Source organism: Bacillus sp. FJAT-52991 (assembly GCF_037201805.1).
In the GTDB taxonomy this organism is placed as follows: Bacteria; Bacillota; Bacilli; order Bacillales; family Domibacillaceae; genus Bacillus_CE; species Bacillus_CE kandeliae.
The window spans coordinates 1,209,433-1,220,969 of sequence record NZ_CP147404.1 but is presented as its reverse complement, the minus strand read 5'-3'; the positions used below and the strand labels follow the sequence as shown (position 1 = coordinate 1,220,969).

At 38.6% G+C, this 11,537-nt stretch carries 12 protein-coding genes; 3 read left to right on the top strand and 9 right to left on the bottom strand.

Annotation, left to right across the window (positions count from 1 at the left end; all coding sequences use genetic code 11):
- Positions 1 to 17 precede the first annotated feature (17 nt).
- The 3 genes from rsmH to WDJ61_RS06340 form a co-directional block, all read right to left on the bottom strand.
- Positions 18 to 953: a 16S rRNA (cytosine(1402)-N(4))-methyltransferase RsmH gene (rsmH, locus tag WDJ61_RS06350; protein ID WP_338753895.1), complete on the bottom strand. Its 936-nt coding sequence runs from the start codon at positions 951 to 953 to the stop codon at positions 18 to 20.
- Between the two features lie 363 nt (positions 954 to 1,316).
- Positions 1,317 to 2,945: a bacillithiol biosynthesis cysteine-adding enzyme BshC gene (gene bshC / locus WDJ61_RS06345; protein WP_338753894.1), complete on the bottom strand. Its 1,629-nt coding sequence runs from the start codon at positions 2,943 to 2,945 to the stop codon at positions 1,317 to 1,319.
- 88 nt (positions 2,946 to 3,033) lie between these two features.
- Positions 3,034 to 3,921, bottom strand: a complete 888-nt coding sequence (locus WDJ61_RS06340; RefSeq protein WP_338753892.1) for a 2-dehydropantoate 2-reductase — start codon at positions 3,919 to 3,921, stop codon at positions 3,034 to 3,036.
- Between the two features lie 158 nt (positions 3,922 to 4,079).
- Between WDJ61_RS06340 and WDJ61_RS06335 the strand changes: the two genes are divergently transcribed.
- Positions 4,080 to 4,538: an N-acetyltransferase gene (locus tag WDJ61_RS06335; RefSeq protein WP_338753891.1), complete on the top strand. Its 459-nt coding sequence runs from the start codon at positions 4,080 to 4,082 to the stop codon at positions 4,536 to 4,538.
- Positions 4,539 to 4,585: 47 nt separating this feature from the next.
- Here WDJ61_RS06335 and WDJ61_RS06330 read toward each other — a convergent pair whose 3' ends face one another.
- The 3 genes from WDJ61_RS06330 to WDJ61_RS06320 all read right to left on the bottom strand — a co-directional run bounded on the left by WDJ61_RS06330 (position 4,586) and on the right by WDJ61_RS06320 (position 6,224).
- The gene (locus WDJ61_RS06330; RefSeq protein WP_413789064.1) at positions 4,586 to 5,347 is read right to left on the bottom strand and encodes an enoyl-CoA hydratase/isomerase family protein; all 762 of its coding nucleotides are present in this window, start codon (positions 5,345 to 5,347) and stop codon (positions 4,586 to 4,588) included.
- 109 nt (positions 5,348 to 5,456) lie between these two features.
- A complete protein-coding gene (gene rpmF, locus WDJ61_RS06325; RefSeq protein ID WP_094834941.1) occupies positions 5,457 to 5,630 on the bottom strand; it encodes a 50S ribosomal protein L32 in 174 nt (57 codons plus the stop codon).
- A 66-nt stretch (positions 5,631 to 5,696) separates the two neighbouring features.
- A complete protein-coding gene (locus WDJ61_RS06320; protein WP_338753889.1) occupies positions 5,697 to 6,224 on the bottom strand; it encodes a DUF177 domain-containing protein in 528 nt (175 codons plus the stop codon).
- Between the two features lie 290 nt (positions 6,225 to 6,514).
- Here WDJ61_RS06320 and WDJ61_RS06315 point away from each other — a divergent pair, with 290 nt between their 5' ends.
- A complete protein-coding gene (locus tag WDJ61_RS06315; protein WP_338753888.1) occupies positions 6,515 to 7,714 on the top strand; it encodes a nucleotidyltransferase in 1,200 nt (399 codons plus the stop codon).
- Positions 7,715 to 7,756: 42 nt separating this feature from the next.
- Here WDJ61_RS06315 and WDJ61_RS06310 read toward each other — a convergent pair whose 3' ends face one another.
- Both WDJ61_RS06310 and WDJ61_RS06305 read right to left on the bottom strand, forming a co-directional pair.
- Positions 7,757 to 8,791, bottom strand: coding sequence for a SepM family pheromone-processing serine protease (locus WDJ61_RS06310; RefSeq protein WP_338753887.1), 1,035 nt, complete (start codon positions 8,789 to 8,791; stop codon positions 7,757 to 7,759).
- The gene (locus tag WDJ61_RS06305; RefSeq protein ID WP_338753886.1) at positions 8,781 to 9,575 is read right to left on the bottom strand and encodes a patatin-like phospholipase family protein; all 795 of its coding nucleotides are present in this window, start codon (positions 9,573 to 9,575) and stop codon (positions 8,781 to 8,783) included. The genes WDJ61_RS06310 and WDJ61_RS06305 overlap by 11 nt, the downstream gene beginning before the upstream one ends.
- Positions 9,576 to 9,752: 177 nt before the next feature.
- Here WDJ61_RS06305 and ylbJ point away from each other — a divergent pair, with 177 nt between their 5' ends.
- Positions 9,753 to 10,958: a sporulation integral membrane protein YlbJ gene (gene ylbJ / locus WDJ61_RS06300; RefSeq protein WP_338753884.1), complete on the top strand. Its 1,206-nt coding sequence runs from the start codon at positions 9,753 to 9,755 to the stop codon at positions 10,956 to 10,958.
- A gap of 85 nt (positions 10,959 to 11,043) precedes the next feature.
- On the opposite strand, the gene coaD is transcribed toward ylbJ, so the two are convergent.
- Positions 11,044 to 11,529: a pantetheine-phosphate adenylyltransferase gene (gene coaD, locus WDJ61_RS06295; RefSeq protein ID WP_338753882.1), complete on the bottom strand. Its 486-nt coding sequence runs from the start codon at positions 11,527 to 11,529 to the stop codon at positions 11,044 to 11,046.
- Positions 11,530 to 11,537 lie beyond the last annotated feature (8 nt).

The following is an 11,537-nucleotide window of genomic DNA, read 5'->3' as shown; positions in this document are numbered from 1 at the left end:
CTCTCCTGTTCATTCGATTATCTTTTTTCAGCAATCCGAAGCTTTGCTGAACGAGCACGATTATTATGCTGTAATTCTTCTTCTGAAGGCAGTATTGGTTTTCTCGTGATTAACGTCAGTTCCGGTTGATACTCCTCAGGGATCACAGGCAAACCTGGTGGCAGATCTGGTCCTTTGCTTGCTTCCCTAAAAATCGTTTTGCAAATCCGATCTTCTAGTGAGTGAAAAGTAATCACACTAATTCTTCCTTTTGATTTCAATAAGTCAATGGAGTCCTTTAGTGACTGCTCAAACACCCCAAGCTCGTCATTCACTGCAATTCGAATCGCTTGGAAAATTCGTTTCGCCGGATGGCCTCCTTTTCTTCTAGCCGCTGCCGGTATACCTTCTTTAATGAGCTCAACAAGCTCACCTGTTGTTTCAATTGGGCTTTTCTCACGAGCCGCTTCTATTTTACGAGCAATTTGCTTTGAAAACTTTTCTTCTCCATACTGAAAAAAAATTCTGACGAGATTTTCATACGGCCAATGATTGACCACTTCATATGCAGTGACGCCACCTGTTAAATCCATTCTCATATCTAAAGGAGCATCGTGATGGTAGCTAAATCCTCTTTCCGGGGTATCAAGTTGCGGGGAGGAAACACCTAAATCATATAAAATACCATCTACTGCTCCGACACCAAGACGTTGAAGCTCTTCACGTATATATTTAAAATTGCTTTTCACGAATACCACTTTATCCCCGAAGCGAGCAAGTTTTTCCTTCGCATGTTGGATCGCTGTTTCATCTTGATCAAATGCATATAACTTTCCCTCTTCACCTAGTTGAGATAATAAATATTCACTATGTCCAGCACCGCCAAGTGTACAATCTACATAAATTCCATTTGGGTGGATGTTTAATCCATCTACGGTTTCTTTTAATAACACGGTTGTATGTTCAAAGTTCAAGAATCACCATTCCAATCAATTTCTTAAATGTGAAAATCAATCATATTTTCTGTAATTTCAACGATTAATTTCTTCCCTAACTCTACCACAACCACCCACTTTTCTCCACTATTTTTGATTTCTTTCCAAACCATTAAATCCCTGCTTTTAAACAAAACTTTTCATCTTTTTCTTTCGCTAAATTCACTCACAAACCACTTTCCCTCACCATATTCTCTCAATAGTAAGTGATTAAATAGCCTTCATTCGAAAAAATAGTTCTTTTTACGGAGTAACGTGACAATTTCTTCAACTGTCAATCATAACAACTTAAAAGAACCAGGCCCTCTCACTATTAGTGAAAAGACCTAGTTCCATTATTTTCTAAATTTTCACCATTTGATGATCACCGTTAAACAAATAATCTAACTTCATTAACTCATCAACAAAATCAAAACCATACTTGTTTAAAAAGTAGAAAATGTTCCATATCCGCTCTTGAGGGGCTCCCTCAGGCTTCAGTGCATGTTGAACACGTATATATTTACTTAATACATCCTCATGCTGGCGCTCCAGCATTTCATCTGTCTTTCTTTCTAAAAATTGAAGCTGCTGTAAATGAAATTGACGATTTTTTTGAATGATAGGCAGTGTACCTTTATGCAATTGTTTTGCTCTTTCCTCAAACATATCATAGTGATCCATTAAAGATGCTTGAACGGAGGCAATTAGCTCATGAAAGTGCTCATCTCTAACAGACTGCCAAAACATCTCTTTTTCCTTTTCTACTCCATAAATTAAAGCAGAGGGTAGAGAAATGTTCAGTTCCTGTAAATCACTCACAATGTTTCGTTCAATCAAAGTCATGTTTAAACGAGCTTCGATTGGTGGCATTTTCATCTCAAATAATTCAAAGGCTTTCTTTAACTCCGCCCAATAGGCAATCTCACCTGGACCGGCAATAAAAGCAAGTGTAGGAAATAACCATTCTTGCATCAGTGGTCTCGTCACTACATTATTACTAAACTTTTCTGGATGACATTCAAGCAAATGAAGCAAGTCCTCTTTGCTATATTGAACACTGCCACTTTTTCCAGTGAACAATTCCCTCTCACGGTCATACTCAAGCAAAATCCGTTCATTATTTTCATAAATAAACAGATTGGCTGCTTTAGGAGACAACTCAATCATTTGTTTAAATGAATGCGAAATAACGATTTGCTGAGCTTCTTGCACGCTTGCCGTAATCTCTTCCGTCCGCTCGATTATCTGTTTGAAAAACGATGACTCTAATTGTCTTAACGGAGAGTAAGCTGCGTCAATAACAAGCAGTCCATATTGACTAAATAAAGAGTGAATCAGACTTGTAAAAAAGTCCGTCATCGTCTGCGAACGATCAATTGCTTCATTTACAAAACATAACAGCTTATTCGTATATTCCGTTTCTTTCATGTTAGCGAATAACTTTTCCACCCAATGCTTCATTTGTTGGTGGTCCAATTCTATATCAGATACCATTCGCTTTTCTAACATTCGTTCTGGATATGCTTTCTTTTCCACCATTTGATCATTTTCGACATATACATGATTCACTTCTAAAAAATCATGATCTTCTCCAGCAATCCAGAAAACAGGAACAACAGGAATATCCAGCTCCCTTTCTTTCTCCTCGGCTAATTTGATGATCGAAATAATTTTGTAAATAGTGTAAAGAGGGCCTGTCAGTAAGCCTGCTTGCTGTCCACCAATCACAACGGTCGACCGTTCATCTTTTAATTTACGAAGGGATTCTGCTACCATTTCAGACTTTGGTAATGTTTCCATATAACTTTCAATACAATCCGCGAGAAGCTCTCTCCTAAAGCTTCTGTTGTTTAAATCAGCCACTCGCTGTCGGTACACATCTTCTTTCGTTAATTGATAATGAAAAAAGTCCGTTACAGGTGCTTCTTGCTTTAAGTAAAGAGAAGCAAACTGATTAATCGCCGGAATGGAAATTCGATCCAGTTCCATACACATGAACTTCCTTTCTACATACATTTTTACTTTTTTGAGTATACCATCTCTTGAAAATAAGAAGAAATATTGCGACTCAATGAAGTTATTTTTTCTCTAATCCCTTTATCATCAAGTAGAGTGTTTGTAGCAGCGGAACCTCCACCTCGTTCTTCTTTGCTTCTTTCAGCACATAGCCAACGATCGCTTCCACTTCCGTTCGACGGCCTTTCTCTAAATCGGTTAACATAGATGACCGATTATAGGCCGTCTTAAGGCAAATTTGCTCAATCCTCGTCCACACGCCTTCTTGTACATCATTGGGAAATGCCCCTGACAATTCAGCAAACACGATGTGAGCAAGCTTTAAAAAGGATGGGTTCGTCATTAACTCTCCATTGGTGACCTTTAATACGGCAGTCAACGGGTTGATCACGACATTAGCAGAAAACTTCTCAAGCAGCATGCTCCTTGTGTTCTCTCTCCACACGAACGGAAATGTTGCCTCGAACAGATCAAAAAAAGGAAATAACTCTTTTCCCTCCCCGCGGTAAGCAGAAATATTTGTTCGATTTCGTCCTCTAACTTCGATAGTCGCAGCACTTGTACGAAGCACACCATGCTCCACAGTCGCCACTAAAAGCTGCTTATGAGCTAAGCGATCTAGTTCTTCTAAGTGACCCATCCCATTTTGTAAAAAAACAAGAGGCACATCCTCGCTTATTTTATGAAGATAGGGAAGAATACTATGCAGTTGGTATTGTTTCACAGCAATAAACAAGAGATCCAGCTGATAATGATCAATATGCTCCGTTATATCCGCTTGTACAAAACGGATCACTTTCTGATGATTTTCTATACATATAATCCCTTGTTCAGAAAGGGTCATTGCTTGCTCAACCGTTCTAGTAAAAACGATAGTTGAGTGCACTTCTGTCATTTGAGAGGCGAAAAAAAGCCCCATAGCGCCGCCGCCAACGATTCCGATTTTCACAACTTTTACCTCTTTCACAATAAAATGATCATTTGTTTTAGTAATTTCACAAAATTGAAAGCGTTATCAATCAACCTATTCATTTATCTGAATTTATATTATATAATGAAAATATAATATAAATCGCACAATTCCCGATTTTCAAAGGAGGATATAACATGCAATTACCTGTTAAAAATTTGAAAGTAAATTTCAAAACAATAGAAGAATTCAAAAGCTTTAAAGAATATGGACTAGAAGAGTTATCCATGCTAGAAGAACTTCAAATCACAATGGTAGAAGATAACGCGAACTCCCCATTTTACGGTATTTACTACGGAGATAAGCTAGCCGCTCGCATGTGCTTGTATGTAAAGCAAAACCGAGCAAACCTATTAAAAAATGGCTCGAACAAGTATCTTGAAATTTGGAAACTAGAAGTACTTCCTCAATTTCAGCATAAAGGCTTCGGCTTACGACTTGTTGACTTTGCCAAATCCTTTAACCTTCCAATCCTAACGAGAGCACGCGTAAAATCACATAGCTTCTGGGAAAAAATGAACTTTGTTCCGCTTTCAGAGAATAGTTCTCGTTTACTTTGGGATCCAAATTCCGTCACAACACAAAAAATTAGTTAAATAGTCATTGGACCATATCGGATGCTTATCCATTATGGTCCAATTTTTTATTTCTTGTTTAAAAAGCTAGCTACAGCCTCATGGTGAGCTTCTGCCTCCCAAAGAATCGCACACTGCTTAATTTCCTGATCCATTTTCTCCCAAAGATCACTCGACGCCCATTTACGAATTTGAATTTGCTTATAGGCTGATAACACCGAGCTATGAATAGTTAATTCATTCTGTAAAAAGCGCTCTACTACTTCCTCATTTATTCTATCCACTACTCGATGCACAAAACCGGTATGAGCTAATTGCTCTGCTCGATAGATTGCTGCTTCAGATAACAATTTTAATGCATGGTAGGAAGCTATTCGTTCAAACAGCAACGTTCCGCCACCCCAACCAGTTGTAATGGCTAGGCTTCCTTGAATAAAGCCCATTTTGGCTCCCGCTTTGGCAATTCTAAAATCACAAGCTGTGGCAATTTCACAACCACCACCAACCGCTGTTCCATTAATTAAAGCAATCGTCGGTTTTGGTAAAATAGTCAGTTCATGCAAAATTTTTCCCATTTTTGAAAGCATGCGATACGCTTCCCCTTCTGTTCGCAACGCATGAAACACCGATAAATCTCCACCTGAACAAAAGGCTTGTTCCCCTTCTCCCGTGACGACCAATGCCCGAATATCCGTTTCTTTCGCACGTTCAATCGCTTGGCTTAACCCTTCCATCACTTCAAAATTAACGGCGTTTCTTTTTTCTGGTCGTGTTATTTTAAATTCTAAAATTCCATTATGTAATCGCTTCATTTGAAAATCCATCACCATAGCCCCCTTTTATCCATTGTAGCCCTAATCCACTAAATTCTTCAATAAAAAAACGTGAAGAGCCATGGTCTCTTCACGTTTTTTAATAGGATCGAATGAGCAAATGAAATTATTTGCTTACAACTTCTTTTCCTTTATATGTTCCGCACTCTTTACAAACACGGTGAGCCAATTTCATTTCACCACAGTTCGGGCATGCTACCATACCAGGTACTTGTAATTTGAAATGCGTACGGCGTTTGTTCTTTTTAGTCGTAGAAGTTCTTCTAAAAGGTACTGCCATTATTTCCACCTCCTTAAAAGAGAATGTAAGTATATGAAGCCAGAATTAGCTGGTACTTCTCAATTTTCATTCCTCATTTGACTTGAAAAAATCAGCCAGACCTGCTAGTCGCGGATCGACCTTTTTTTCTTCTTTCGGAAGTTGCTCTTCGCTATGATACTCCCAGCCTTTTCCTGATGGAATCACATGCTGATCAGCCTCTTCGCTCAACACCTGCATCGGTACTTCCAAAAGAATCGCTTCTTCCAAAATCGGTGCTAAGTCGATAACATCTCCTTGCACCCTATGAATCTCATCTTCATCCCCATATTCACTGAATAAAGATGGCTTCAATAAAAATGTTTCAGTCATTTGAAAATCAAACGGGTATTTCACATCAACAAGTGTTCGCGAACAAGGTAAAATCATTTGACCCTTCACTTGTAAATGAAACGTAACCTTCTCAGGACTAATATCGGCCCGACCTGTCACATGAACAGGAGCTACATTTCGAATTTGAGAATCTCGATTCTTCAAGCTACTCATATCCACAAGCTCATCAAGAACTAAACCCTTATCACGAAACTTTTGCAATTGAATAATTGACCATTTCATCACTATCACCTCAAGGCAACAAAAGTAATTATAGCTTTCACCAAAACGTTTGTCAATATATTTTCTTTACACACCGAAAAGCGGAAGCGGACGTTTAGACTCGACGACATCAGACGAACTGTCGAAGTGGCGATCTTTGCCACACAGACAGGACGGCTTATGTCCGAGAGTCTGTCCGCTGGAGCTAGACATCACCGAAAAGTGGAAGGCCCTCTATTGACAATTAAAAGCCAGTAAATAACAATAATAACATCATCGATATTAAATAACTATAACAGAGGAACAATCAAATGAAAACAGTTGGTATTGTTGTTGAGTACAACCCTTTTCATAACGGTCACTTATATCATGCACAAAAAGCGCGGGAAGCAGCCAACGCTGATGTAGTGATTGCTGTTATGAGCGGACATTTTTTGCAGCGAGGAGAACCAGCTCTCATGAATAAATGGGCGCGTACCCGAATGGCGCTTCAAAACGGTGTGGATCTCGTTGTTGAGTTGCCATATGCTTTCTCCACGCAAAAAGCGGAGGTGTTTTCTTTTGGGGCCATTTCAATCTTAAAAGAATTAGCTTGTGATTCCTTTTGCTTTGGAAGTGAAAACGGGCAAATCGATCCCTTTCTCGATACTTTTAAAACGATCAAAGCGGCTTCTCGAGACTTAAATCCCTTGATTCATTCCTATATGAGGGAAGGATATAGCTTTCCAAAAGCGCAGACACTAGCAAGAAAACAGCTATTTAATGATTCATTATCACTTGATTTATCCATGCCTAATAATATTTTAGGTTATCATTATGTACAAGCGAATGATAACCTAACAGAGCCTATGCAGCCGCTTACTATTAAACGCCAGCAAGCAGGCTATCATGACGAAAGTTTAACATCTGACAGCATCGCAAGTGCCACAGGTATACGTAAAGAGATTGAACAATCTAAACATTTATCCACTATTGAAAAGTTTGTCCCTGACAGTACATTGAACGAACTAAAACAGTATCATAATGAGCATCAAACTTTTCATAGCTGGAAGATGTATTGGCCATTGTTAAAATACCGGCTACTATCCGCTTCTATAGAGGAGTTACAGTCGATGTATGAAATAACAGAAGGTATTGAATTCCGCTTAAAAGAGGCAGCTCGTCATTCCACTAGCTTTATCGATTTTATGGAAAAAGTAAAAACAAAACGCTACACTTGGACACGTATTCAACGCATGCTCGTCCACATACTCACTAACACAACGAAAGAAGAGATGGAAAAAGCGATGGCATCTGTCCGTTATATTCGTCTATTAGGGATGAATAGACATGGACGTGAGTATATGAAAAGCATCAAAAAAGAGATCTCACTCCCTCTAATTGCTAGGGCGGCTGCTCATAAAGATTTACTCGCTTTAGATATCAAAGCATCTGATGTATACATGCAAGGAGCACAAACTCCAAGCCTCATCAATAGTGAATTCACACAGCCTCCTATTTTGCTGCCATAATCAATGAGCTGACGCTTTCTTGTAAAGGTCAGCTCAGTCATTTCAACTCGCTAGTAAATAGTCCAATGCATCATTAAATGTTTTTACAGGAATAATTTTCATGTCTGTTCCTATTTCTTTAGCCATTTTAACTGCTTCGTTATAATTAGGCTCGATGTCGGGATTATTCCTTTTTAATTCAGGTGTTATTTCATCATTTGGTGCAAAAAATATTTCCGCTCCTGCGCGATCAGCAGCCACTACTTTTTGTTCAATCCCGCCAATACGGCCTACTTTCCCATCCGAATCAATCGTACCAGTACCAGCAATTTTTCTGCCTTTCGTGATATCTTGCTCCGTTAGTTGATTATAAATTTCTAAACTAAACATTAACCCGGCTGAAGGACCGCCTATTGATTCTGTTTTCAATTGAACTTCCGGCGTACTTATTAATCTTTTCTGATCTGTTAAACTGATCCCAATACCTGCTTTGTTACGGTTATTGGAAAAACTTTTTAAAGCAATTTTTTTCTTTTTTTCTTCCCCATCTCTCACAAATTGGATCGTTATTTCATCACCTGGTTGCTTAGCCTGTACATAATCGGTAAATTGCTTAGATGATTCGATATTTTTTCCATCCACCACCGTAATCCTGTCACCTGCCTGAATAATTCCTTCCGCTGGCATTCCTGGAAAAACACTCAAAACATATACACCTTCATAAATATACTTATATGGCTTCCCTGCCGCATCAAAAGCCACTTGAATCGCCTGTTGTTGAGAGTTATCCATTAAATACTTTTGTCTAATATTATATTCTTGATCCGTTTCATGAGGACTACGAACATTATCAATTGGAACAATTTCTTCATAATCAAGCCAGTGAGCTATCGCATAAGAGATCGGTGTCGCCTCTCCCATTTTAATGGTAGTCAACATTAATGTTCCTTCTGCTTTGTTGCCGCCCGTTACTTTTACAATCGGAGCTAGTTCATGAGCATCCCCAGGCTTCATCACATAATAAGGAAGCTTGATAAAAGAAGAAGCAGTGATTACTAGTAAAAAAATGAAGGCGACTGCAGTTAATTTATTTTTCATGGTGAAACTCCTTCCACTTCTCAATCTGTTCGATGATATCAGGCATTCTTTTTTTTGCCTCTTGCTCCCCTGCAGCAATAATATCCTCAATATTAGTAAATGCTTTGGAATTATACATTTCTACAGGAGGGCGAATCATCACATCTGAAGCAATTTGTCTGTTTTCAATAATTTCTAATTGCAAAATATCAATACTTTGCATAATAACATCAAAAATGGTTTGAATCTCGGCATTTTTTTTGACAGACGAGACATCTACTCCGATCACAATGTCTGCCCCCATCTCTTTCACAACGGAAACGGGGACACGATCAATCACTCCACCATCTACAAGTAAGCGTCCATTTACTTTTTCGGGGACAAATATCCCCGGAATCGCAATACTAGCTCTAACAGCATCAGCTACAGGGCCTTCCTTAAATACAACCTTCTCCGCCATTTGAATATCTGTGGCTACAATGGCCACAGGAATGTTTAAATCCTCAATGTTTTTTCCATGCGTCAATACTTGAATAAAACTTTTGATTTTCTTCCCAGCAATTAGACCCATTTTAGGGAAGATAAAGTCCAGAAAGTATTTTCTTTTAAAGGCTTTCGATAATTTGTATAGTTGCTCCATATCCTGCCCCGCTGCATATAAACTAGCTACCAGCGATCCCATGCTACTACCTGCGATCATATCTACTGGAACATCAGCCTCTTTTAATGCTTTCAAAACACCGATATGGGCAAACCCTCTAGCTCCTCCTGAGCCAAGAGCCACTCCTATTTTTGGTTGTTGCAAACTTTTCCCCTCCATCTCAGGATTTCCTAATAAGCTATGGTCTATTTCTAAATGATATGAGTATATTGAAAAAAACAGGACAAGTGTATATGGTCTTGAATTAATCATATTGTACCTGAATTATGTGGTGAATCCCAGAGTGGAGCTGTCTGTGGACAGGATAGGAGGTTATTAAGATTGACCGCTTCGAAAATAAAGACCCTTCTTTTAGCCCTTTTCATTAGTATGTTTGCTTTTTCATTAATTGCATTTCCTAAAATTTCCTTAGAGGCTTCTATTAGAGGATTAAATATGTGGTGGGAAATCGTCTTCCCATCACTACTACCCTTTTTTATTCTTTCAGAAATGATGATTGGTCTTGGAGTCGTAAACTTTATTGGCGTTTTGCTTGAACCACTTATGCGCCCACTTTTTAAAGTGCCAGGAGCAGGTGGATTTGTATGGGCAATGGCGATGGCTTCCGGTTTTCCTTCGGGAGCTAAGCTAGCCGCACGATTAAGGCTAAATGGAGAGCTAACTCAAACAGAAGCTGAACGTCTCGTTTGTTTTACTAACTCTTCTAATCCTTTATTTATTTTCGGAGCGGTATCTGTTGGTTTTTTCTATAATCCTCATTTAGGCATTTTGCTAGCGATTGCTCATTATACAGGAAACCTCTTTGTCGGATTAACGATGCGATTCTATGGGAATGACAAAAAAAATAAAACAGATTATACCCCCCCGTTCTCTTTCTATAACGCCTTTTCTGCTATGCATCAAGCACGCCTAAAGGACCGGCGACCGCTCGGGCAATTAATGGGGGATTCTGTTCTTTCTTCCGTTCAGACTTTGCTGATGATTGGTGGATTTATTATTCTATTTTCCGTGATTAACAAGCTATTATTTCATTTGCATATTACTTCTTTATTAGCTACTGGAGCGGCTAAAGGCTTTCAATGGCTTCAATTACCTTCTGAGCTCACCGTTCCTTTTATTGCGGGTATATTTGAAATTACGCTTGGCAGTCAAATGATTAGTCAAGTTCAAGAAAGCACTCTTTTACAGCAGGCCATTGTGACAAGCTTTGTTCTTGCCTTTAGCGGATTAAGTGTGCAAGCACAAGTAGCAAGTATTTTAGCGACATCAGATATTCGTTTCCACCCGTTCTTTTTTGCTAGAATTCTTCATGGATTCTACTCTGCTTCTATTGCGTTCATTCTTTGGCAACCCGTGTATGAACATTCTGTAAAAAACAGCGGACTCCTTCATTCTCTGCCTGTCATTAACCTTCAGCATTCACCTATGAACGAAATGATTATTTTACTCAAGCAATATGGACCACTGATTACCATTATGATGCTAACAATTTATACGCTTTTGTACATAAGTACAAAAAAACAATAAAGACACCATTGTCGCTAAAACGGATTAAAAAATACCTAGTTTCCCGTCTATCGACTAAAGAAACTAGGTATTTATGTAAAACAGATTAGCTGTTTTGATATTTCTTTTTTAACGCTATTTCAACTTCTTTTGGAACAAGGTCTGAGATATTGGCGTTGTATTTAGCCACTTCCTTAACAATGCTTGAACTTAAGAAGGAATATTGACTATTTGTCATCATGAAAAAAGTTTCTAAATCTTGGTCTAGCACTCTGTTCATGGAAGTAATTTGCATTTCATATTCAAAGTCTGATACAGCTCGCAAACCGCGTAAAATGGCATTGGCATTTACGCTTTTTGCGTACTCCACCAATAAATCGTTAAAGTGATCCACTTCTACATTGGGCAAATGCTTCGTGACTGCCTTAATGAGTTCTAACCTTTCATCCACTGAAAAAAGTGGTGCTTTAGAAGAATTACTTAAAATGACCACATAAATCTTATCAAAAATTTTGGCCCCTCTTTGAATAATATCCAAGTGTCCATTCGTAATTGGATCAAAACTTCCTGGACATACTGCAATACTTGCCATTAACGCTC

Excerpts from the sequence above, each read along its gene's own strand:
- WDJ61_RS06310 (WP_338753887.1), bottom strand. The coding sequence starts at position 8,791 with ATGAAAAATAAATTAACTGCAGTCGCCTTCATTTTTTTACTAGTAATC.
- WDJ61_RS06320 (WP_338753889.1), bottom strand. The coding sequence starts at position 6,224 with ATGAAATGGTCAATTATTCAATTGCAAAAGTTTCGTGATAAGGGTTTA.
- WDJ61_RS06330 (WP_413789064.1), bottom strand. The coding sequence starts at position 5,347 with ATGGTGATGGATTTTCAAATGAAGCGATTACATAATGGAATTTTAGAA.
- bshC (WP_338753894.1), bottom strand. The coding sequence starts at position 2,945 with ATGGAACTGGATCGAATTTCCATTCCGGCGATTAATCAGTTTGCTTCT.
- rpmF (WP_094834941.1), bottom strand. The coding sequence starts at position 5,630 with ATGGCAGTACCTTTTAGAAGAACTTCTACGACTAAAAAGAACAAACGC.
- coaD (WP_338753882.1), bottom strand. The coding sequence starts at position 11,529 with ATGGCAAGTATTGCAGTATGTCCAGGAAGTTTTGATCCAATTACGAAT.
- WDJ61_RS06315 (WP_338753888.1), top strand. The coding sequence starts at position 6,515 with ATGAAAACAGTTGGTATTGTTGTTGAGTACAACCCTTTTCATAACGGT.
- WDJ61_RS06335 (WP_338753891.1), top strand. The coding sequence starts at position 4,080 with ATGCAATTACCTGTTAAAAATTTGAAAGTAAATTTCAAAACAATAGAA.